At 38.6% G+C, this 26,179-nt stretch carries 10 protein-coding genes and 2 pseudogenes; 4 read left to right on the plus strand and 8 right to left on the minus strand.

The window, feature by feature from the left end:
* The first annotated feature begins 10 nt into the window (after nucleotides 1-10).
* On the plus strand, nucleotides 11-7,153 hold the full coding sequence (locus LM917_RS18385; protein WP_255668414.1) for a type I polyketide synthase: 7,143 nt from the start codon (nucleotides 11-13) through the stop codon (nucleotides 7,151-7,153).
* Nucleotides 7,144-16,833 (plus strand): non-ribosomal peptide synthetase, encoded by a 9,690-nt coding sequence (locus tag LM917_RS18390; RefSeq protein ID WP_255668415.1) that lies wholly within the window; start codon nucleotides 7,144-7,146, stop codon nucleotides 16,831-16,833. The genes LM917_RS18385 and LM917_RS18390 overlap by 10 nt, the downstream gene beginning before the upstream one ends.
* On the opposite strand, the pseudogene LM917_RS18395 reads toward LM917_RS18390, so the two are convergent.
* Nucleotides 16,807-17,437, minus strand: a pseudogene (locus tag LM917_RS18395) (transposase family protein); the annotation flags it as partial. The gene LM917_RS18390 and the pseudogene LM917_RS18395 sit on opposite strands and share 27 nt — an antisense overlap.
* Before the next feature lie 51 nt (nucleotides 17,438-17,488).
* Between LM917_RS18395 and LM917_RS18400 the strand changes: the two are divergent.
* A complete protein-coding gene (locus LM917_RS18400) occupies nucleotides 17,489-18,235 on the plus strand; it encodes a 4'-phosphopantetheinyl transferase family protein (RefSeq protein WP_232699161.1) in 747 nt (248 codons plus the stop codon).
* Nucleotides 18,236-19,515: 1,280 nt separating this feature from the next.
* Here the strand turns inward: LM917_RS18400 and LM917_RS18405 are convergent.
* From LM917_RS18405 to LM917_RS18425, 5 genes and pseudogenes are all read right to left on the minus strand, one after another.
* Entirely contained in the window at nucleotides 19,516-19,980 is a 465-nt protein-coding gene (locus LM917_RS18405; RefSeq protein ID WP_232699162.1) for a hypothetical protein, read from the minus strand.
* 147 nt (nucleotides 19,981-20,127) lie between these two features.
* Nucleotides 20,128-20,622 carry a GNAT family N-acetyltransferase gene (locus LM917_RS18410; RefSeq protein WP_232699163.1) on the minus strand — a complete coding sequence of 165 codons (495 nt, stop codon included), beginning with the start codon at nucleotides 20,620-20,622 and terminating at the stop codon, nucleotides 20,128-20,130.
* A gap of 355 nt (nucleotides 20,623-20,977) precedes the next feature.
* Nucleotides 20,978-21,286 (minus strand): annotated as a pseudogene (locus LM917_RS18415) (RNA ligase family protein); the annotation flags it as partial.
* A gap of 52 nt (nucleotides 21,287-21,338) precedes the next feature.
* Nucleotides 21,339-22,073 carry a hypothetical protein gene (locus LM917_RS18420; protein WP_232699164.1) on the minus strand — a complete coding sequence of 245 codons (735 nt, stop codon included), beginning with the start codon at nucleotides 22,071-22,073 and terminating at the stop codon, nucleotides 21,339-21,341.
* Between the two features lie 24 nt (nucleotides 22,074-22,097).
* On the minus strand, nucleotides 22,098-22,916 hold the full coding sequence (locus LM917_RS18425; protein ID WP_232699165.1) for a hypothetical protein: 819 nt from the start codon (nucleotides 22,914-22,916) through the stop codon (nucleotides 22,098-22,100).
* A gap of 538 nt (nucleotides 22,917-23,454) precedes the next feature.
* On the opposite strand from LM917_RS18425, the gene LM917_RS18430 reads away from it, so the two are divergent.
* On the plus strand, nucleotides 23,455-23,859 hold the full coding sequence (locus LM917_RS18430; protein ID WP_373688802.1) for a RidA family protein: 405 nt from the start codon (nucleotides 23,455-23,457) through the stop codon (nucleotides 23,857-23,859).
* 463 nt (nucleotides 23,860-24,322) lie between these two features.
* Here the strand turns inward: LM917_RS18430 and LM917_RS18435 are convergent, their stop codons facing one another.
* Nucleotides 24,323-24,916: an NAD(P)/FAD-dependent oxidoreductase gene (locus LM917_RS18435; protein ID WP_232699166.1), complete on the minus strand. Its 594-nt coding sequence runs from the start codon at nucleotides 24,914-24,916 to the stop codon at nucleotides 24,323-24,325.
* Nucleotides 24,904-25,959 carry a flavin-containing monooxygenase gene (locus LM917_RS18440; RefSeq protein ID WP_232699167.1) on the minus strand — a complete coding sequence of 352 codons (1,056 nt, stop codon included), beginning with the start codon at nucleotides 25,957-25,959 and terminating at the stop codon, nucleotides 24,904-24,906. The genes LM917_RS18435 and LM917_RS18440 overlap by 13 nt, the downstream gene beginning before the upstream one ends.
* Between the last annotated feature and the right edge of the window lie 220 nt (nucleotides 25,960-26,179).

Raw genomic sequence — 26,179 nt, forward strand, 5'->3', positions numbered from 1 at the left:
GAGTGAGTGTATGGAAAAAGAGATTGAAAAGTATAAACTGGCCCTAAAAAAAGCTGCAACCAAAATAGAAGAGCTGTCCACGATTATTCATGATCAAAAAAGCAATGAAGAAATTGCTGTAATCGGTTATTCGTGTCGTTTTCCAGGTGACGCTTGGAATCCTGAAGGATTTTGGCATGTATTGGCTAACGGGATAGATACCGTCACTGAAATTAAACCGGAGCGATTTGATTATCGCCATTATTACAGTGATAACCCTGACGATGAAGGTAAAATGATTACAAAAAACGCATCATTCTTGCGTGATGATATAAAAGATTTTGATAATATCCATTTTGGCTTATCTGCCATAGAAGCTGCATCGATAGACCCCCAGCACAGGCTCTTATTGGAGGTTAGCTGGGAAGCTATGGAGAATTCAGCCCTGAATATAGAGGAGCTGAAAGGAAGCAAGGCAGGTGTATTTATTGGAATGAGCGCTTATGAATATGCCAACGCCGAATTGTTTTCAGGCGATGCTTGCGATATAACGCCGTACTCCACGGTAGGAGTCTCGCTTGGGTCGGCAGCTGGAAGACTGTCGTATTTTTATGATTTTAAAGGACCGGCGATAACCTGTGATACGGCATGCTCTTCATCCATTTCAGCATTAAATATGGCTGTAGATAGCTTGAAGAATAACCAGTGCGACATGGCTATTGTTGGGGGCTCTAATTTATTGCTCACACCAGAGCCTTTTATTGGACTTTCAAAGTTCAACGGTTTGTCCAAGGATGGAAGATGCAGGGCATTCGATAATGAGGCAGATGGCTTCGGAAGAGGGGAGGGCTGTGGCGTCATCATACTCAAAAGGTTAAAAGACGCTAGACGGGCTGGGAATGAAGTCGCAGCCCTGGTGAAAAGTGTTGCGATCGGACAAGACGGCAAGTCAAACGGCTTTACGGCTCCTAACGGATTGTCTCAACAAAGCGTAATCAGACAGGCACTACATAATGCGAAATTAACGGTCGATGATATCGATTATATTGAGACACATGGTACGGGAACGCCGTTAGGTGACCTGATCGAAGTACAATCGATATCTGAGGTTTTTAAAAATAAAAAAGACCCTATCCTAATCGGTTCAGTCAAACCCAATATCGGGCATTTAGAAGCTGCTTCTGGAATGGCCGGATTGATTAAAGTAATTTCGTCTATCGAAAACAAGAAAATCTTGCCGAACATTTATTATAAAAATCCCAATAAGAACATTTCGTGGGAGAAGGTTAAAATCGCGGACGAGCTCATGGACTGGCATAAGCCTGACGGAGTCAGAAGAGCAGGTATTAGCTCTTTTGGGTTTAGCGGAACCTTGGCGCATGTCATCCTTGAGGAACCTCCTCAGAACAAGGATGAGCAATTCGATGAATTACCAAGTCATCTGTTGACCTTGTCAGCTAAGAATGAAAAAGCTTTAAAAGAATATGTAAGCACTATCAAGGAACAACTGTTAAAGGATAAAATCTCCATCGCAGATCTCGCGTATACGTCTACTATTAGCCGATCATTTTTGAACACCAGATTTTCGGCAGTCGGGAACAGCAAAGAGGACTTGTTAGATAAAATGGAAGAGGTCCTAAACAACACCAATCATGACTTTCTCATCCAAAAGAGTACGGTTACAGACAAAAAAATAGCCTTTTTATTTACAGGCCAAGGCTCCATCTATGAAGGTATTGCTAGAGATTTCTACAAAACATCAAGTACGTTTAGAGAAACGATGAATCTGTGTAATGAAAAGTTTAAAGCGATACTTGGCCTATCGATACTTGATGGGATTTATGGGGAAGACACAACGCTGCTCAGTAGACCACTCTATTCACAGGCGGCCATTTTCTCTATTGAGTACGCCTTAACCAAGCTTTGGGCTACGCTAGGCGTTAAACCTACCGTAATCATCGGTCACAGTATAGGTGAGTATACTGCCGCCTGCTATGCAGGACTAATAAGCTTGGATGATGTTATCCTGATGATTGCACAGCGTGGAAGAATGATGGAATCCATTGATGTGGAAGGTAAGATGGTCGTCATCCTTACGAATGTGGAATACGTGAAAGCTGCATTGGAGGAAAGCGGATGCAAAAATGTTTCGATTGCTGCGATAAACGCTCCTGACAATGTTACGATATCGGGCCGAAGCGATGAAGTAGATATCGTTATTGAAACCCTACTAGCCAAACAGAGGGTCTTTTATAATAAGCTCAATATCCCTCATCCCTACCATTCCTCGTTGATGAAGGATTATGAAAGCAAGTATGAGAAAAGTATCGGTAATATTACATTCTCTAATCTACATGTAGCTATGATATCCAGCATTACGGGAAAACTTGAAAAAGAAGAGTTACTGGGCAATAGCAAGTATTGGGTGGAGCATCTATCAAAAACGGTTGATTTCCAGAGTGCCATGCAAGAAGCAAAACGACTTGGCGTGGATATCTTTATTGAAATCGGAGGAGATGCGACCCTAAGTGGGTTGGCCAACCAATGTTTAGTTGATGATGACATCATGTTTTTACCTTCCATGAGAAGAGAAACAGAAAACTACATGCAATTCTTTAACTCTGTATCTGCTCTATTTATGAAAGGTATGGATCTGGATTGGAATTCATTCTATAAATCCTATACCAAAAGAAGAGCAAAGCTTCCAAATTATCCATTTCAAAAGAAGGAACTTTGGAGAGAGGTAAAAAGAATGGATCGTAATGCTGGTGATCAAAAGAAAGCAACAGGATCAGGCATGGAGATGAAAGAAATTCCTCAAATTACACAACAACTTCAGCATCCACAAGAGTCTCAAACTCGCAGGAATAGCTTGCGATCTAACCATAAAGAGAAAATCAAATCAGAATTAAAAGAAATGATAAAGATTCTGACCGGGCTAAAAATCGAAGAAATCGAGGATGACCTCAACCTGCTTACGCTTGGCTTTGATTCTTTAGTGCTCATACAACTCAACAAACAAATTACCAATAAGTTTAACGTTTCGATCACGTTAAATGAGTTTTTTATTAACCTGGATACCGTCGAGAAGATAACCGAGCATATTAGCAAACATATTGATTGGTCTATAGACGAAGATGACAGCGCGACTATTTCTGAGCCCGTGTCTGGTGAGACAATAAATAAGATGCCGGATGCCGAGCCAATAAATAGCTTTGTAGCCGTTGGCAAGGAACAAAGTTCCTCATTGGGCGCACTCGATGGTATGGACGCTATACAGAATATCTTTACTACCCAGATGAAAATCATGGAAGAACAAATTGGTATTCTAAAGAATCTAACGAATCCCAGCCATAAGCAAACAGCAGATAACAAGCTGCCAAGCGTGAAGCATAACCAGGTCAGTGTGAGCAGTTCGAATGCAACACCTTTGACAGTGGACACAAAAAACCACTATGTTCCCTATAAAAAACTGGATTTAATCGATAATGAAAATTTCAATGAATTACAACTAACCTATATTCGAAATATAGAAAAAAAATATACAAGCTTCTCTAAAAAATCAAAAGAGAATATCCAAAGATACAGAAAAGTATATGCCAATAATAGAAATGTAGCGGGATTCAGACCTGTAATGAAGGAAATGATTTATCAGATTGTAGCTGACACCGGACAGGGATCGAAGCTTCGCGATATAGATGGAAATAACATCGTTGATTTAACGATGGGATTTGGCGTTAACTTACTTGGACATAACCCGAGCTTTATCAATAAAGCATTAACGGAGGAGCTCAGTCGAGGAATGCCTCTAGGTCCGATGGGGAGGCTGGCGGGCACCGTTGCAGAACAAATCAGCCACTTAACAGGCGTCGAGAGGGTAGCCTTTTATAACTCGGGTACAGAAGCCAATATGGTGGCCGTACGAATAGCTCGAGCAAGCACAGGCAAGAAGAAGATTGTTACTTTTGCTGGCTCCTATCACGGTACCTATGATGGCTTGCTTGGATTGTCTTCCATTGGAGATGATGGAAGCCTGACGACGATCCCGTTAGCCCCAGGTATTATGGATAGCGTAGTCAGTGACTTAGTCATGTTGAATTACAATCAAGAGGCTTCATTGGAGTTTATAAGGAATAACGCGAATGAGATAGCTGGTGTCTTAGTAGAGACCGTTCAAAGCAGAAGACCTGATGTTCAGCCTAAGGAGTTCCTTAAGAAATTAAGGCAAATCACAGAAGAGAATGGGATTGCACTAATATTTGACGAGATTATTACTGGCTTTAGAATAGGTGCAGGAGGAGCTCAAGAGTATTTTGGCATCAAGGCAGATATCGTAACCTATGGAAAAGTCCTTGGTGGCGGAATGCCCATTGGGGTTGTATCTGGAAAGTCAGAGTTTATGGATTGTATCGATGGGGGCATGTGGAGCTTTGGCGATACGTCGGTTCCACCTTGTGAGGAGAAGAGAACATTTGTTGCAGGAACCTTTTCACATCACCCGTTGGCCATGGCTGCGGCTCACGCCTCATTAACTTATATAACTGAGAATAAGAATATGCTTTATGACAAGCTGAATAAAAAAACCAATGATTTTGTGAATCGAGTAAACGCTTATTTCGAAGCTCATCATGTCCCGATAAAAGTAGTGAATTTCGGTTCATTATTCAGATTTGTGTTTCGAGGCGATTTTGAAATATTCTTCTTCGGCTTGCTGGAGAAGGGGGTGTATGTCTGGGAAGGACGGAATTGTTTCTTCTCTACCGAACACACGGATGAGGATATCGAATATATATTTGCTGCCATAAAAATGACCATTGAAGAGATGAGCCATGCCGGATACTTGGGTGAATCCCCGTTGAACCAACGTGAAAATCAGGAGATTCGCTCCACCCAAAATGAAGTACAGCAATCCGTACTTCCTATGTCATTAATTCAACAACGATTATACACACTAAGTTCAATCGGTAAAGATGACCCCTATAATATGGTGACCGTATTGAAGGTTAAAGGACCGCTGGATCGTCATAAATTTGAGACCGTACTCAATGAAATCGTTAGGCGCCATGAAAGTTTACGAACACGCCTATTTGTTGAGGATGGGGAGTTTAATCAAGAGATACTTGAGCATGTGGAGTTTAAGATCGACATAGTCAAAAAAGGATACCAAGAGGATCTAGATGATTTAATTGAAAAATTAGTTACACCTTTTGACCTAGCGGAAGCTCCTTTGTTTAAGGTCATCTTGATCGATGAGGCAGACAATGAAGGTACGCTAATTTTTAACTTTCATCATACGATAGCAGATGGAATTTCGATGAGCATATTTGTACAAGAGTTTATGCAATTGTATGCAAATGAACGTCTTTTGCCTGTGAATAAGCAGTATAGAGATTTTGTTGAATGGGAAACTCAGTATCTGATGTCGAACGAGAAGAAGCAAAGTGAACAATATTGGCTAAGCAAGTTATCGGGAGATATTAATGTACTGAAGCTGCCAACCGACTTTCCGGCACATGCCGAGTCAGATTTTACGGCAAATACAGTTCACATGAAGATTGGTTCAGAATTGGTTCATGATTTGAAATTAGTATCTATGCGCAATAAATGCTCTTTATTTATGTTGTTAGCTGCAGGATTTAATCTTTTACTTAAACAGTTAACAGGTAATGAAGAAATATGTATAGGTACCCCTGTGACGAATCGAGCAGATGGATCTTTTAATGATAGTATTGGCATGTTCACCAATACGATTGTACTTAAAAACAATCTTTCAGATGATAAGACATTTACAGCGTTTTTAAATGAAGTCAAACAAAATTGTTTAGAAGCTTATTCCCATATGTATTATCCGTTCAATTTTCTGGCAAGTCTCATTAAAAAAGCAAAAAATAGTAGGGAAGGCTTCCTTAATGTTAGGTTTGTCTATGAAAAAACGGACGAAAGAGTATTAACGATAGATAATTTAGAAATTGCACCCTATGAATATAAGAGTAAATTATCCGATTTTGATTTTGTCATTGAAATTCTTGAGGAAAATGGCTTATTTCATATTGGCATGACCTATAAAACAAGCCTATTTAAAGAAGAGACGATAGAGGGATGGGGACAATACTACAGAAATATTTTAGAGTTTATTACCCATAACGATAATGACGATAACTCTATCTTTAAACTCAAGGATTTTGCGGATATCGGACGAGATGAAACGAATAAGCTTACTCCGGATGGAAAATCGGATCGTGATGCGTTGCCGGTGCTTACTGGAAGTGTCGGCGCGGGTGTAAGTTATGAGGCTCCGCGTAATGAAATAGAAGAGGTAATAGCTAAGGTATGGGAAGTAACTTTGGGCTCAAATCCAATCGGTATCAACGATGATTTCTTTCAATTGGGCGGAGATTCGATTAAAGCCATTCAGCTTATATCACGAGCCAGAGCAAAGGGCTACAGCTTTGAAGTTGATCACTTATACAAAAACCCCACGATTAAGCAGCTAGTAAAATTTGTAGAGCAGCAGCATACCAAGCATAGTCAGGAACCATTAGCTGGGGAAGTAAAGTTAACTCCCATCCAGAGGGAGTATTTTAAACAAGAATCCAAGGATCAACATCATTGGAACCAGGCGAGAATGTTACACAAGGCGGCTGGCTTTAAGGTTGACATCATAAAGGAAGTTTTTAATAAATTAATCGCTCACCATGACGCTTTAAGAATGGTGTATAAGAATGACAATGGCAATGTGGTTCAAATCAATCGAGGTATCGATCAAAGTCTGTACGACTTGAATGTATATGAGAATGTATCGGAACAAGAAGTTATAGAAAAATGCAATGAGATGCAAAGCCGCATAGATATTCAAGAAGGACCGTTGATTAGACTGGGCTTATTCAAAATGAACACGGAGGACAAGTTATTTATCGTCATCCATGGCCTTGTAATCGATGAGGTATCTTGGAGAATCCTGCTTGAAGATTTCTCGAACGCTTACATGCAAGCGGAAAAGGGATTGAGCATCGCTTTTGCTGATAAAACGATATCCTTCAAGGAATGGTCAGAAAAATTGAATGGATATGCGGATTCCTATCCTGTTAAAAGGCAGGTTGATTATTGGAAAAGTTTACATGAAACAGCCAACAAAAAATTGCCAAAAGAAAGAGGTAAACTTGCATGGAGTTGAACAAACAAGTTCTAGAGCTTGGTGAACAAGTTACCGAAGCTTCACTGGAAACTATAAATAAAGCATACCGTACGAATATTCTTGATATATTATTATCCGCCTTAGCTTTGACGATCCGTGATTGGACGAAAGAAGAAAACTCGTTGATCACCTTGATTAGCCATAGTAGAGAAGAACTATTAAAATCTATGGATATTAGCAGAACCGTAGGGTGTTTCAGCTCACCATTTCCGGTTGTCCTAAAAGCTTATGATGATCTCGGTGATACGATAAAACATACGAAAGATATGCTGCGACGAATTCCAAATCAGGGAAGGTTCTATGGAATCATCAAGTATTTATCAAGCGAAAACTGGAACCATGTAGAACCTGAAATTTGTTTCAATTATTTAGGAAAAACAAATAAGGATACAGGAGAAAATGTATTTAAAATTACGAGTCATGGCTACAGAGACCACGCCACCAAACATCCCGCGGGTACACATTCTCTAGACATCGAAGCCATTATCATAGACGAAAAATTAACGATTTCTATAACCTACGAGCAAGATGATTTTTATGTTGAAACCATCGAGAAGTTCCTGGCCACGTATCAAGATTATTGGATCCGTTTGATTCATCACTGCACAACCAAAAAAGAAACGGAACTAACCGTAACGGATATTACGCTCGAACATATAACAATGGAAGAATTGACTGTATACAAAGATGAGCTTGCCAATATTAAAAACATCTACCCTCTTGCCCCTATGCAAGAGGGTATGCTCTATCATGCCTTGACGGATGAACTGGATACGTATATTAAACTATCGTGTTTTCAGATCGAAGGACAAATTGATTTGGAAATGTTAGATAAGGCTTTTAACACCGTTATCGAACGACATGATATTTTAAGAACCATTTTTGATTATTCTTCATTTAAACAAAATATGCAGGTCGTTTATAAAAACCGAAAAGCAGCGGTTGAATATATCGACATCACGGATCAAAGCGATAATAACGACGCGTATTTAGATCATTTAATCAGTCAATATCGTACAAGACGCTTTGACTTAAGCAAAGATATGTTACTACGAATTGTCCTCGTTCGGATGAAAGAGAATACCTATAGTATGATATTCCATCTTCATCATATTCTTATGGATGGATGGTGTAACAGCTTAATTTTAATTGAATTATTTAAAATTTATAATGAATTAAAGCATGACATTAAAGCGAGTCTGAACGAAGTAGTACCTTATCTCACTTATATAGACTGGTTGAAAAACAAAGATATAGATGAAGCAAAAGCGTATTGGAAAGATTACTTGCATGAATGTAAAGAAGTCACGAAAATACCTTTTGAAAAAGAAAATAAAACGAATGAAGTCATCAATAAAGAGATGGTATTCGTTTTAGACGAGGAAAAAACGTCATGCATAACTCGTATCGCTCAGGAAAGTAAAGTTACGGTAAATACAGTGATCCAAAGCATCTGGACGATTCTTATTAACAAATACAATGATACGGATGACATTGTTTACGGATATGTCGTGTCAGGAAGAAATGCTGAAATTGAAGGCGTGGAAGTGATTCCAGGACTGTTTATTAACACGATCCCACTTCGTGTGAAATTTACAGAAAACTTGCTTTATCAAGACTTGTTGAAGCGCATAAGCAGCATCACGCTGCAAAACACCAAACATGACTATGTAAGCCTAGCGGAGATCCAAAATCTGAGTGAGGTTAAAAATGATTTGATCAGCAGCCTCCTTGTATTTGAAAATTATCCTATCGATGAGAAGCAATTAAATGAAGAAATTTTGAAAAACAACGATTTAAAAATACTCAATTCCGTGTTTGTTTTACCTCATCAGCTTATTGAAGGAACGAACTATAACTTAACGCTAGTTGTCAATCAAGACGACAAAACGTCAATCAATTTCATATACAATGAAAACGCTTATTCTGAAGAGGGTATTTCGAGTATCATAGGTGGGTTTGATGCTATTGTTGATCAGATTATAGAAAACAGACATATTAGCATTGAAGATGTAGATATACTCGATGATGGAGACAAGCATCAAATTCTCTATGAGTTTAATCATACGCAGAGCCATTATCCTAAGGATAAAAGCATCGTCCAGCTGTTTGAGGAACAAGTAGAGAAAGTACCCCATCATACAGCATTGATCTACCAGGATGAACATGTAACTTATCAAGAACTCAATGAGAGAGCCAATCGTCTAGCCCATCATTTAAGACAAAAGGGTGTAGGGAAAAATGTCTTAGCAGCTATCATGGGGGAACGATCTGTGGAGATGGTTATCGGTATTTTGGGAATCCTAAAGGCTGGCGGAGCCTATTTGCCTATTGATCCGAAATATCCGGCAGAAAGAATAAAGACCTTGCTTGCAGATTCCAACACAGGATTGCTTCTTAGCCAATCAACCTATATGGAAGCGTTACAACATAACATCGATAGCCAAATAAACGTAGTGCTTATGGATAAAATCACTGAAGAGTTATCGTCTGAAAGCTCTGAAAATCCGCTGTGGATGAACAGCTCCTCTGATTTGGCATATGTCATGTATACATCTGGCTCCACGGGAAAACCAAAAGGGGTTATGGTTGAGCATAAAAGTGTTGTACGACTTGTAAAAAATACGAATTACGTAGAATTCTCGGAAGGTGATCGGATTTTACAAACGGGAGCCATGGTATTTGACGCATCTACATTCGAACTCTGGGGGGCCTTGCTGAACGGAATCGGATTGGTTTTGGTTGAGGAGCATACCCTCTTACATGCGGAAAGGTTAGGGCAAGAGATCAAGCGAAACCAAATTACAACGATGTGGCTAACCGCTCCGTTATTTAACCAACTGGTTCAACAGAATGTAATGATATTCACGGGACTGAAGACCTTAATCGTGGGCGGTGATGCGCTATCATGTGAGCATATTAATCAAGTAAGAAAGGCTCATCAGGCGTTGAAGCTGATTAATGGGTATGGCCCAACGGAGAATACAACCTTCTCGACCTATTATGTCATTGAGGAAGAGTTCAACAGATCGATTCCGATTGGAAAAGCGATTAGCAATTCAAACGTGTATATCGTCGATCGTCACAACCACCTACAGCCTATTGGAGTGGCTGGTGAGCTATGCGTTGCCGGAGATGGTCTGGCTCGCGGGTATCTAAACAATGCGGAATTAACAGAAGAGAAGTTTGTGCCAAACCCGTTTGAAGCGGGTGCACGGATGTATAAGACAGGAGACTTAGCTCGCTGGTTACCTGATGGGAATATCGAATATTTGGGCCGGATCGATGAACAGGTTAAAATTCGAGGCTTCCGCATAGAACCAAACGAAATTGCCCAGCAATTGATGTTGCACGAGCAGATCCAAGATGCAGTTGTAGTGGCCCGAACAGAAGTGGACGGACAGGCATATTTGTGCGCGTATGTCGTCAGTGAAGTGGAACTGTCGGCATCAGCGTTGCGTGAGCATGTATCTGCATCGTTGCCTAGCTACATGATACCGTCGTACTTCATACAGATGGAGCGGTTGCCGTTAACCCCCAACGGCAAAGTAGACCGTAAGGCGTTACCGGAACCGGACGGTGAGGTACATACTGGAGTAGAATATGTGGCGCCACGAAATGATATGGAGAAATCAATTGCACAGGTCTGGGGAAAAATACTAGGTGTAAAAAACGTGGGAATCAATGACGAGTTTTTTGCCTTAGGCGGAGATTCCATAAAAGCCATTCAAGCTATCGCTCAAATGAACAATAAAGGGTATACGTTTGAGATTAAGGATTTGATGAATAACCCCAGAATTAAAGACTTGATCATTCATATCAAGCATATGAAAAAAGCTATAGATCAGAGTGAAGTAACAGGTGAAATCGAGCTGACGCCTATCCAAAAATGGTTTTTAGATCAAGAATATATGATGAAGGATCATTTCAATCAAGATCTTATGTTGTTCAGTAAAAATGGCTTTAGAGAAGACTGGATCCAACGAGCTTTTGATCGAATTGTACAGCATCATGATGTTCTAAGAGCAATCTATGTTGACCAAAATTTTATAAATAGAGAAGTAACCAATAAGTTATATGATTTGCATATTTTTGACCTTAGGGGAAAACATATTGCAAATGAATATATAACAGACTTATGCACCGAACTCCAAGCAAGTATGAAATTAGCGAAAGGCCCGTTAGTAAAAGTAGGGCTATTTAAAACAGACAAAGGCGACTATTTGTTTGTATCCATCCATCATATGGTTGTAGATGCTGTGTCATGGAGAATTATTATGGAAGATTTTGACGCGATCTATAATGGACAAGAACAGAGATTACCTTTAAAAACAACCTCCTTTCAAGAATGGGCTTCCAAGCAAAAACAATATGCTAGCGGATTTACATTAAAAAATGAACGTAAATACTGGAATAGTCTTGGCCAATGGGAAATTAAAGAGCTTAACAAGGACAATGAACCCCCATGTATACATGGCGCTAAGATCATCAAAAAGACAATCGTACTGGATAAGGCGTATACCGAAAAGCTATTAACCAAAGTAAATAAGGCGTATTCAACGGAAATCAATGATATCCTTCTATCGGCCTTGACCTTCACGATAGCTAACTTTAACCAAACCGAACGAATACTAATTAATCTGGAATCGCACGGAAGAGAACAAATCGTAGATGATGTAGACATTACAAGGACAGTTGGGTGGTTCACCAGTCAGTATCCTGTGGTTCTGCACACCAAAGATCGTGTATCGGACTTAATTAAAAATACAAAGGATACACTAAGACGAATCCCTCGTAAAGGTATAGGCTATGGAATCCTGAGATATTTATCACCTTTTGAATTGAAGGCTATACGTAAACCAGACATAAGCTTTAATTATTTGGGACAGTTCGATGAGAATATTTCAGGTGAAAACTTTACGTTATCTGATATTTCACCGGGAGATTCGGTGAGTAAAGATAGCGGTAGATTGTATCCTCTGAATATTTCAGCAATGGTACTCCATAAACAATTTAGTCTGACCTTGAGCTACATCAGGGAAGAATTTACCGATGAAACCGTTGAAGGATTGTTACAGCGCTATATTGAGAGCCTTAAACTGATCATTGATCATTGCATATCCCAGGAACATGTAGAAATAACCGCTTCGGATCTTACAGATGAGAACATATCATGGGAAGAATTAGCTCCAAACTTCAAGCAAATCGACAATCTGAAACGAATATACCCGCTAACCCCGATGCAGGAAGGGCTGCTTTTCCATTCGATGGCGGATAAAGGTAAATACTACCATGTAAATATGGAGCTTAGGGTGATCGGAGCACTGAACGAGGAGTTATTTAACAAGAGCTTTATGGAGCTCGTTGCCCGCCATGACGTCTTTCGAACGAATTTTGACAGCAATAGTTTTAAAGAAAACATGCAGATCGTTTACAAATCCAGAGAGGCTGAGCTCACGTACCTCGATATCAGAGACTTACAGGTCGATAAGGAAGCGTATATCGAACAGCTGGTCATAGAGGATAGGAAAAGAGGCTTTGATTTATTTAAAGATATCCTAATAAGACTTTTTGTAGTGAGGATGAACGAACAGGAATACAGTTTGATTTTAAGCAATCACCATATTATTTTGGACGGATGGTCATTTGGAATCATTAGTAGTGAGTTGTTCCACATCTATAGTCGTCTCTTGCGAAATTCTCTTGTAGAGGCGAAGAAAGTAAGACCTTACGAAGAGTACATCAAGTGGATAGGTTCGCAGGATAAGACGGCAGCTCTGAACTATTGGTCGACGTACTTGAAGGGGTACGACACCACAATCGAAATTCCGTTTAAAAAAGCTTCAGCAACCCAAGGAAAACCACAAGAGGTCATTCTAAGCCTAGATAAAGGCGTTACCAAACAAATCGAGGTTCTGGCAAAAAATAATAACGTTACAATCAATACGATCTTCCAAAGTGTATGGGCGATCCAGCTTCAAAGATACAATAATGTGGATGATGTCGTATTCGGATTTATTGTATCGGGTAGAACAACTAAAATAAATGGAATTGATGAAATGGTAGGCTTGTTTATAAATACCATTCCATTGCGAGTGAATACAACTCATGAGAAAAGATATAGGGAAGTGCTACAGAAAATAAAATCGGATTTCAATGAGAGCGAGCCTTATCAATATTGTTCGATAGCTGAAGTTCAAAAGCTTACTGAGGTTGGTACTGGTCTCATAAATGGGCTGATGGTTTTTGAAAATTATCCGATTGATCAAGATATGATTAATAAGGATATTCAGGATCAGGTAAATCTCCAAATTTGTTCTGCTCGGATTTTTGAGGAAACGAACTACAACTTTAATATCAAAGTCATTCCAGGGGAAGAACTGGTTCTCAAATTTGATTACAATGATGGGATATACGATGAAGAGGAAGTCAATAAAATCAAAGGCCACTTCTTCAATATTTTAAACCAGGTCATTACCAATCCGAATATACAGATCGATGATATTGAGATTGTGGGAACTGATGAGAAAAGCGAAGAATTGGTTACCTTTAACGACACCTTTATGGATTATCAAAATGAGGATACGATTCAAAGTCTCTTTGAATATCAAGTCACGAGAAACCCAGAAAAAACAGCGGTTATATTTGGCGAAGATACAATAAGCTACGGTGAAATAAATAAGAGAGCGAATGCATTAGCCAAACTTCTCAGGGATAAAGGCATAAGTGTAGAGTCCATCGTACCGATCATGATCGATCGGTCCATTGACATGGTTGTCGGCGTACTTGCCATCTTAAAGGCAGGCGCTGCCTATCTACCTATTGATACGAACTATCCTGAAGACCGAATCAATTATATTTTAAAAGATAGTAAAGCTGAGGTTATGCTTTCTACCCATAAAATTGCGCAAATGAGAACACTTGAAATCAAAGAGGTTATTGATTTAGAAAATGAGGGGCTGTATGCGCTCTCTGTTGAACAAATCGATAATATCAACCGTTCCAATGATTTGGCCTATGTGATCTATACCTCGGGAACGACCGGGAAGCCTAAAGGAGTTATGGTAGAGCATAAAGGTGTTATTAACTTGAAGCATTGGTTTGAGAGCGATCTTGGGATAGGAAACGATGAAAATATATTGCAATTCTCAAGCATTGCGTTTGATGCGTTCTCATGGGAGCTATTTATGACGGTATTGCTTGGTAATACACTCTGTATACCTGATAAAGATGTGTTGCTCAGCACTGATTTGTTGAACGAATATATGAGAACTCACGGGATCACAACCATAACTCTACCTCCATTTGTAGCGGCTAATTTAGAGGCAGGGAACGGATTGAAACGGGTGATTACGGCAGGAAGTGAACTAAAATACGAACAAATCTCACATCTACTTGGAAAAGTAGAGGTTATAAACGCATATGGCCCGACGGAAGATACCGTATGTACAACAACTTGCAAGCTATCCCAGGATCATAAAGCGAAAATATCTATTGGAACTCCCATAAGAAATCATAGGGTATTGATACTGGATACCCATAATAAACTGGTACCAACGGGTGTAAACGGTGAACTGTGCATCGCAGGTGTGGGGTTAGCAAGAGGATACCTGAATAATGAAGAATTAACGAAAGAAAAATTTATAAATAATCCTTATCAGCAAGGAGAGATCCTATACAAAACAGGAGATGTGGCGAGATGGCTGCCCGATGGAAATATCGAATATGTAGGAAGAATCGACCATCAGGTTAAAATAAGGGGATATCGAATCGAAATAGGTGAAATTGAACAGAACCTGTTACAGCTGCCAGAAGTGTCTCAGGTTGCAATTATTGATAAGGAAATGGATGGAGCGAAGTATCTCTGTGCCTATTATGTGTCTGAAAAGGAAATAGCCATCCATATATTACGGGAATCTTTAGGCAAGAAATTGCCTACCTACATGATACCCGCGTATTTCATTAGAATGGAATCGTTACCATTTAATTTAAACGGTAAAGTTGATCGAAAGCTATTACCTGAAATTGAAGGCATAATAAAGACGGGCACTCATTATGAGGAAGCCGAAAATGAAATAGAAATTCTGATGATAGACATTTGCAAGGATGTATTAGGATTGCAGCACCTGGGCGTAAGGGACAATTTATTTGAAGTTGGGGGAGATTCAATACGAATTGCAAAAATATACAAAGAGTTAAAAAAGGTAAATATCCACATTTCAATTAAAGATATTTTCTATTATGAAAATATACGTGATATCTATAAAAACTGGGCGAATAAAGAAATGGATTTCAAGGAAGAAAGGCATGAGGGCAAGGATCGTATTTCACCGAGCTTAACGAAATGGAAGCAAGCACTAACCGACCAACTCAACGAATTTAGCAGTACGATTGTAAGCCACAGCGAGATTATGAGGGTTTATCCACTATCAGCGATGCAGAAAATCCTACTGGATACCAACCAAACGTATAGTGGGGCGATAATGGATTTTAACCATAAGGTCAATGTGCAGCTGCTGAAAAAAAGCATTGAATGTGTCATTAACGAACAAGGTTTATTAAGAAGTATTTTAATAAAATCAGATCATCAAACCATGATCCAAGAGTACAACGTGGTTAAGGGCATTGATATACCCTATTTAGACTTGGAGAATGCGAGTGAAGAACAGAAAGAAAATATCCAGGCCTACATCCATGAGCTTTATGGAGAACATTTAGAACGCACAGATGTTTTTAATAAATTGTTGTATAAAATGATAATGATCAAATTATCTGACAGTCACTATAAGGTATATATGCCCTTTAACCATCTAATCTTTGATGCGATGAGCTTCGAAATAATCCAAGCAAGTATACGACAAGCATATTCAAACAATGGTGAATTAATGGGACATAACATATTGCAATATGAGCATTATGTTAAAGAACTGTTGAAAGGACCTCAAGGGATATCGGAAAAGGAACTTATCGAGAGATTTAATCTAAATAATTTTCATGATAGCTTTAGCCAGTACTTCAAAAAATATAAGGAAGCATCATTAATAAATACAACAATTACCATTCCGTTGGCAGAAGAAATTCGCGAATCCGTACAAGAAATGTCATGGGATATATCCTTAAAAATATTTTTGAAAATTTTAGAGCTTAATTTCGAACTTGATACGATACCGTTTGCACTTATGCATACAGGAAGAAAATATAAATCTCATAATTATTACCATACAATTGGGGCATTTATTGATATTCTGCCTCTAAGCTTACCACATGATCAACATCTAGCTTTTGAAGAAATAAATGAATTAATTAGCTTTGCATACGAGAAAAATATTAACTTTGCAGCATTGTTGTCACATGAAGAACCGAAGAACAAGTATAAAAAGGTGAGGGGTGCATTAAAAGATATCTACAGCTCAGAAACGATAAATATTCCGATTTTTAACTATCTGGGTCTGTATGATTCACAATTAGAAATGAAGGAAGAGCTTAGCGGAATTAAGCAGATGTACGGTAGTAAGACAAAGAATTTATCTACCGAGATAGTTATTGCAGTACAAGAGGATGAACTAATGATTAGGTTATTTTGTGAGGAGCATAAAATAACAAGGATTACAAAAGAGCTCCATAACTATATTAATATGTGTAGCAAAGTCCTGTATTGAAATACGGATGCCTTGCGGGTAGAGAATCCGATTGGTTCTCAAGGCTTCAATCAGGTGATAGCCCGAGGTAGCGTAGCTGTCGATGACGCGTGCGCAAGTGAACCACGGATCCACGAGCACGTACCCACCATGAGGCGGGAGGGGAATTGTGGCAGCCATGTCGCACGCGCGATCGATATTAAACTTTACCGTCCGCAGAAGTGTTTGTTTTGTCGTACAAATCGATCGAATAAATCAAGGACATATCACGACATTGAAGAATCGTTGCCTGAACCTGGTGGCCCCAAACGACTTTTCCCTTCAGATGTGAATGATGAAAACCCGTCTGCTCGATTGGAGATGTCGCCTGTGACGAAAACTTACTTTTCTCGCAAATCGTATCATCATCATGAATCACAAATAGAGGCTCCGACATACGCTTGGACTCGCCCAGCACATGACGGACGGACTCTGCCTTAATTTTATTTTGCAGCACCGCTTCGTCCCACTTGCCTTCGGCCAGAAAATGGCCGATTGTCGTACGATGACAATGGCTATACTCTGCTAGATCCACAACCTTGCCACGAAAATCTTTAGCAGTAGCTGCCGCCAAATAGGTCACAACTACTGGTAAACGTACTAACTTAAGCGTTGTTTATAAAATGAAGCCCCTTTTATGGAGACGGATGCAAATATGAAAAATATTTATGCAGTAACTATCAGAGATAGAAACTATATTGAAAATATATTTGAAACTTTAATGTTATATATATCCAAAGACAGACAAGCAAGAATCAAGAGCTTCTATCGAAAAGAGGATTCTTACCGTGCGCTTCTTGCAGATGTTTTGATTAGAACGATTATTTTCAGAGATTTGGGAATCAATAATAGTGACATTATTTTTCATACGAATGAGTATGGAAAGCCCATCTTAAGTAACGAAAAGGGGTTCCACTTTAATATATCTCATTCTATGGAATGGGTCGTATGCACTACAAGTGATCGACCTATAGGAATCGACATCGAATACATTCAACCTATTGATTTTGATATTGCGAAGCGATTTTTTTCAATGGATGAGTATGAGGATTTAATGAAAGTGTGTATTAACCGCAGGTTATCCTATTTTTATGATCTTTGGACATTAAAGGAGAGTTATATAAAAGCAATTGGAAAAGGTTTGTCCATTCCATTACATTCATTTTACTGCAAAGTAGGGGATGACGGGATTATCAGAACAGATGAAAACATGGATGGTTGGATTTTCAGTCAATACAACGTTGACAGCAATTATAAATTATCAGTATGTGAAAGTAAGGAAGGGGAACAGAGGACAAAAGATATAAATGTTATAGGGATTAGCGAGCTTTGTGATACTTTTATGTCTGGATTTAAGGAAAATGTTTCCCCCAGCCTAAGATAACCGTTATAATCAAATTTTTGATTAGAAAAAGGTTATCTTATAAAATGAACATAAAGAAGGTACTGATAGAAGTATCTTCTTTTGTTTTATACAACACCGAGTGTTTATATAAAATCCAAATGAATAGAACCATATTGAACAATCTAAACAGAAGTAGCGATGATAAATGAAATCTTTAGAAGCAAATAACTACATGAAGTAATGGCATAATAAAAGAACAAACTGACATGCTGTATTGATAAAAATAACGGGGATGAAAAAACTCGACTATGCGAAACATGAGTTATGAGAATAACGATTAGAAAAGTAAATGTATCCTACAAAAGTGTGACACAAACTTGTATACTTCATAATAAATTTTGGTATACAAGTTTGTGTCACTAGACAATCAAAAGTTAACATAATATTAACTATGTAAACTTTCCGTGTTTCAGTTCTTAAAACAGCCATTTCATGCACTGAAATACAGAAAGAAAAAAGACCTACATTAATTACTTTTCTTACAGCCCCCATCATTTTTCCTTCCATTTTTAAACTATATCAGCTTTACATACAATGCTGTAAATCTATTTATCCCTCCATGATTCCATCCAAAACCGTATTGATTGATCTTGGGACTCATCATTTGTAGTCACGTTGATTTAGAGAATAAAACATGTGTATGTAAACACACTATCCATTCTAGATAGATCTTCTACTGTATACAATCCACCAGCTGAATATGCCTTATTAATATCAATATCAGAGGCTGCAATGAGATTTCCATGGGTATTTTACCCATAGCCAGATGTTTTGGCCTTTAAAATGGCTCTCTCAACATCTAAACCAGTATACGTCATCGACAAAGGATCAAATTTTTTTGTTTAACCACTTCAGCATATGTCTCACCACAAACAATCTCTAAAATCCTACCAAATATGGTTCAATCATTTTAGATCAACTTAAGACAAATACTCGAAATACTTACTGATCGTTTTACGTTGCATGTGATTACTTTATTTTTCGGTTTATTTGTTTACATAATATATATTATCGGACTCAATGTAAAAATATATTGTACTCCTTCTCTACAATTTATAGACTGTCAAGTTGTCTGGCGACACAAATATTGATCATAACTTACTGATTGCATCATGTATGAGTTATTATTGTACACAGAAAATATAGTATTAGACTATATGATCCTCCATAAATAAAAGCCAGTCAAAACACGAAAATAAAGTGTTAGACTGGCTTTTATTTATGGAGCTATTGAACCCGTTAATTCAACAATTTAAGATTTATTCAGAAATTAAACTATTAAGATTACAACATTTTAATGCTCTATATATGTCGTTATTATTTAAATCTTTTTCGATACGACCAAATTTTTCAGATGTCATCCAACTAAACAGCGGTCTATCTAATTCAAAAATATCTATCTCTAATCCACCTATATTTGTATCAGTACCTATATTCTTAATATTAAAATTGAAGCAGTTAGTTATAAATTTCTCTTCAATTGATTTTCCTTCTTCATCCACCACATAATTTTTTTGTTCAACAATAGAAATCTCATTATCTCCCGTAGCCTTCCAACTAAATAAAGTAATATCATAATACCAGGGTCTCAAATAAGCATAGAATCCATTTTCATTCACATCAAAGGATATAATCAAGTCTTCAAAAGCATCATAATAAAAAACACAGGACGACCATACTCCAACTAAATATGATGATAGTAAAGTACTATCTTTATCACTCATTATGTCACCTCTACTAGACCTCTAAAGATCTCATGAATTATCGATGTCCATTAGCTGAATAAAACCTAACAACTTAAAGACAGGTAATGTTTGTTCATATTAACGCTAAATAAGATTATTCAAAACATGCTTAAAAAGTTTGATAAATTATCTGTTCTTCTTATCAGTCTCAAATTCTTGTACAGAACTTCTTGCATCTTCCTCATCGTATCTCTCATGAAAATTATCATTAGTATAGTCTGAAATTACACTTCTCCAAAAAGCCTGTGCTGGGTAATTCTTTTGTATTTGTATAATTTTCCATTTACCTGGAAACATATCAAATATTCTTTTAGCCGCTTTTCTTCCTACTCCTTTACCGTTATAATTCTTCATAGTAAAGAACTGTTCAATAGAATTCGGTTCTGTATTTGTTTCGCTTCTAACTAAAACAAAACCTGCTAATTCACCATCAACTTTAATAAAGAACGGATGATAGTTGGATTTTGTCCAATAATCCTCAAGGTTAAATGGTTTAAAAAGACCTTTATCATTTAATTTTATAGTGTCCAAATATATACTAAACTCGTATTTGTAAAATTGCACTAAGTTTTGAAGTATAGATTCCTCTTCTAATGTCACTTTTTCCAAAGTAATGTCCATAATAACCTCCTAAAGACAAGAATTATTCAAATATTATTTTAAATCATACTATTATTCTACCTCCATGCTGGTTTTTATTAAGTCAACCTGTACTTGGAAGCATAATTTTAAATAAATAGTAAGGCTCTCGTAAGGAGCTTCTGCTCATTTTTGAAAAAAGCAATTATGAAATTGATTCGATTATTTACTAACAACAAAACTCCTTATTTGTAAAAACAGCCTTAACAATAGCCAAAATGAATTTTGGATACTCTATATGACTATCATACTAAATCAAGGAGATTGTTTTTTATTTTGTATTTTTTATTACATGAATGAACGGATTACATTGTTCTCATTCCCTTCAAAAAATGAACTAGTTAGCTTGCTTTAAACCATTAGGAATCACTGATTTTGACAACCAATGTTGGTCCGTTTGCACGTGGTTTTTCCGAACAAATTTGGCAACAGAATTTTTAAAATCATCGTACTGAAATCCGTCTGTTGTTCGTACCACGTACCCCTCTTGTTCGCCGCCAAATACAGATATTTTGCTGTAGCATTTTTTTATCGTCTCTTCATTCCAAATTCCTCTGTATAGAATAGGCGCTGTTTCTAAACCAAGCAAAGCAGCCCATTCAACTGTCTTATCCCAAGACAAACACTCATTTTTTGTACTCCGTATTCTCGTCATTACGAGCGACTGTAGCTTGATAGAGAACTTGTTCGTGTTCATATCAAGAAAAATATTCCAACAAATACACTGTCTGCTCCACCGGCTTCAACAGGGCGAGTACCGTTCCCCCGCCAATAACCGACATAAAGCGATAGCGCTCAACCGCACCGCAAACCAGACTCTCGTCAATTCCGTAATCGTGTGTGACGTTCCATGTAAGGTTCATGAAAAACTCTTCACTCATCTCTTGGGCGGTCTCTTGATCGATCAGCACATCCTCGTCATTGTGTCCCCAGCCCTCCGTCAGCTCGGTGATGTGCCGGAATTCACCGGTGCGTTCATAATAATATTTGGTGAATTCGTAGCTGTAAAATGCTTCGGCATAATAATCTGCGTTAAAATTGGCCACCTCGGACAAATCAGCTTGAATTCGCCCTTTGTATTCTGCGACAGTTATTTTGTCATTCAAGTAATGATCCTTGTTTTCCGCAAAATCAGCTTGCAGAAAAGCATGCACATCTGGCACATTCTCCTCGCCAAACACCTGGAGGTCACCAAGAAATTCGTATTTTCCTGCTACGTAACGGAAGCCCCAAAAGTTGTTTTCTGAATTTCGATATTCCCCCTCGCAGTAGAGACCATCTGTTCCCAAAAGATGAAGGGAATATGCAGTGCCTTCATGCACATAAGAAAAGGTGAGCAATGGTCTGAAATAGCAGGCCAGACTCTCATCCACAAAAACATCGTTTGCTTTTGGGTATAGGGTGATCTTTTTCTCGTCTAGGTTTTTATCCATCTCTTTTCCCCTCTTTCTCTTCTTCTAAAGCCAAGGACCAAACAAGTTCCGTACCTCATGCTCGGAATAACCATCTTCACCACGCCAATTTACGACGGCAAAAAAGTCATTTTTCCCGCCACGACCGGGCCTGTCCTTGCTAGGAGCCAAAATACCCGCCGTAGCTAGAATTTCCATGAACACATCCCGCTCCTGCTTGTTGGAAGGAAAAACACCGTGGAGCCGCTTCTCTAACTGACGGGCCGCGTCGGTTGGCTCACTACTGGAGATGGTTTCGAGCACCTGACGCAATATAGCCACATCCTCTTCTTGTACATCAATGCCCTCTTCCTTGCTCAAAAGCTCCAGATCAAGTAGCACATAAAGAATGTGATTAAGGCGAACGCCTCCCCACTTAATTCGCTCGAAATTCAGTACATTTAGATCTTCATCTTGATAGAACTCGCGGCTAGCGATATGGTAGCTGTCACAGATATGGCAATCACCATACATTGCGTAGTTGCTGCCGTTTTCGGGATGGGTATACTTCCCTGCGTTACTTTCAAACGTATGCGCTGTGAATTGTTGAGACAAAGCCCAACTGGAAAGCGCGCTTCGCAAATACACCTTTCTTGTGGAGAGGCTATGCAAAAAAGCAGTGGCTACTTGCTCTTTTGTAACATTTTTATGTATGTCGATGACCTTCCGCACACATTCATCATGACTGATCGTAAACAACTCAAACATCAAACCCTTGCTTTTCGCATATTCAAAATCCGTTCCAGAAAAATTGTACGGGCGATCCTTCCAGCCTTGGCTGCTCCAGAATGTTTTCATTAAAATTTGCTTCGCTTTTTTATCCATAACCATCTCTCCCCAGTCCATATTAACATGGAATTGCTTTCGTTAAGGTCAAAATTGGAAACTCTTTAGCGCTTTGCGCTGGCGTCCAGCGTCATCTACATGTACTTAGCGTTACGCTGTTAATAGATCAATTATCAAGGGTTCGTTAGTTTTTTATAGAATAATGATTGTGTCCCCAGTCATAAGTAAGCTCCAATGTAATGCTCAAGGTGAAGTTTTCCTGTAATCCCGTCCCTTTCGCACGTTTGGATTGCAGTGGATTGATGATCGTCAATTTTAAACATTAACTGTAACTTGCTTTCATGTTATAATGCTAATATTCAGTTGTAAGTTATTTTACTTTTAAGGAGGGAATACCTGATGAAAAAGAGATCGATAAAATATTTATCTTTTGGTATTGGGTATTCTACGGCTGTTTTTTTCTAGAATTGTTTTTGACGGGATAAGTCTGTCTAAAAATGAGAGAAATGATAAAACAGTGTAAATATATAACACATCCATAGGTTATGTATTTCCTATTTAAAAGGAGACTTTACAAATGATGAACGTAAATAATAATGTAATTAAAAGGTATAATCCCGAGAATATAGCGAAACCGGTTGGAAACTATAGTCATGTAACGAAAATAAGTAAAAATGCTGAAATATATGTATTTTCTGGTCAAATTGGGATAGATCAAAACAATAATATCCCCACAGATTTTAATCAACAAGTAACAAATACAATGAGCAATATTGTTGAGATCCTTTCTTCTCAAAAGTTGACTCCTGATAATGTAATTAAAATCAACATTTGGGCCACAGAAGAAATTGATTGGGATCATTTCTATGAAATATGGGATAGAGTATTCGGTACCACTCCCCCTTCAATGACGATTGCTTATATTAAAGGGTTAGGTTTGCCTGAATTAAAAATTGAATTAGATGTTTGGGCTGCAGGTTGATTTTTAAAGCTCTGAAAAAAGTGCCTAAGTGATATTATCCCCTCATGGAAAACGGTTAAAAAGAGCTCATGTTATGATGAGTTCAAAAACTGTTTATCGGAGGGGATTATTCATGTCTACATAAGGTTAATAATTAACGAAAAACCCGTAAGAATTGAAATGGAAGCGGTTCAACTTCATGTAGAAGAAAACATGAGTTTTCGCAGATCAAAGAAAAGCGCCGCTGCGCCGCCTTTATCTTTCAAAAAAATAGACCCTATCCATCTGAGGTCTACTTATACATCACTCATTTTATCAGATCAAGCTGTTAAAATAATCGGCTTACCTTCGCGCTCATTATCCAAATAAGAAAGCCTTATATTTTGTGAAGTATTATATTTTCGTATCATTTGCTTCTTTACCTTCTTCTGCTCCTCCCAAAGCCATTCTCTCAATCAATATTTTGATAGAATATTTCGTAAAATCAATCCCTATTCATTTGTGAGGATTTTAGAGTAAATCCTTCATATCCTTTTGCTGCAATTTCATCGCATTTCTGACGGTATGCACCTACTCCACCAAGATAAATCAAAAATCCGCGCGGCTTACCGTCAATATTTGCTCCCGTGTACCAAGAGTCGGTCTTCGTGAAGAGTGTTGCCTCGGCCACTTCTTGGCAGTGCTTACTCCACACTTCTTCCGCTTCAACGCTTGCCTCAATCGTATCGATATCATTTGTGTGAAGATATTCGAGACAATCTGCAATCCATTCTACATGTTGCTCAATGGATACAGGTGCGTTACTGAGTGCGGAAGGACTTTCGGGACCGGTAATCATGAACATGTTTGGGAAACTAGCATTAGCGACACCGAGATACGTTTTTGTCTTTGTTCCCCCAGCCCATTTTCCTTTTAAGGTTACTCCACCTTTGCCATGGATATCGAACTTCATCAATGGACCTGTCATTGCGTCATACCCAGTAGCAAAAACAATCACGTCCAATTCGTATTCCCTCTCAGCAGTTCGCAGCCCGTTGAACGTGATCTCCACAATCGGAGCTTGTTTCATGTCGACCAAGGTGACATTCTCACGATATAGGTTTCATAATAATTTGTATCCTTGATTGGACGTTTGGTGCCGTAATGGAACGATGGCAACAGTTTCTCGGCTACTTTGGGATCATGTACGATCCGACGTATCTTGGAGCGTAAGAACTCCGACACCGTTTCATTTGCTGCTTCATTAATCAATAGGTCGTTATACGTTTCTAAGAAGGTCTTGCCTGTCTCCCATGCTTCTTCATATACCGACTTACGTTCCTCTGCTGTAGCTTCCAGTGCCGAACCAATCGGTGGCAACGACGGGGTTCCGTAAAAGGAGTCACGCATTTGCTTCTTAATCTCATGAAAGTTTTCTTTTGTTTGTTTAACGAACGCTGGGTCGTAAGGATGATTTCTCACTGGGACACTGTACCCCGGAGTCCGCTGAAAGACAGTGAGATGACCTGCCTCTTCAGCGATGACTGGAATGGCCTGAACGCCGCTTGAACCCGTACCAATTACTCCAACACGTTTACCCTTGAAATCTACCTTTTTATCACGAGGCCAGTTACCAGTGTGGTACCATTCCCCCATGAAGCTATCCAAGCCTTTGAACCTTGGAACATTTACGCTAGACAGCCAACCTACCCCTGTAATGAAGTATTTTGCAGTGACGCTGGTCCCATCATCGAGATGAATCCGCCATTGATTATTCTCCTCATGATAATGAGCAGATTGAACCCGCGTTTTAAACTGGATGTCTGGACGCAGATCAAACCTATCGGCTACGAAGTTAAGGTAACGTAGGATTTCCTGCTGATCTGGATATCGAGAAGTCCAATTCCATTCTTTATATAGTTCTTCTGAAAAAGTGTAGCTATAATAGATGCTTTCCGAGTCGCTGCGTAATCCGGGATAACGATTCCAATACCATGTACCACCGACACCATCACCCGCTTCGAAAACACGCGTTGAAAAACCAGTCATTCGTAAGCGATATAGCATATACAATCCTGAAAAACCAGCTCCGATAACAACTACATCGAAGTTATTCATTAGATTTGGTTGAGTCGAATTCATGAAGGATCACCCTCCTAACAGATTATTTTCATATTCTGCAAGCGACTTACATTAACCCTATGGGTCATTGCTTGATCTGTTTTATTGAAAAATTCTGTTATTCTTGGAGGCTTAGCAAAGGCGATCCTTGGTCTAGACTTCCACTTTATTTGAAGTGCTGCTGTGCTCTAGTAATTTGATACACTTTTGCATACAAGATATCTTTAAAAATGGAAAATTC

Origin of the sequence: Brevibacillus daliensis (genome assembly GCF_021245735.1) — a bacterium.
Taxonomy (GTDB): domain Bacteria; phylum Bacillota; class Bacilli; order Brevibacillales; family Brevibacillaceae; genus Brevibacillus_B; species Brevibacillus_B daliensis.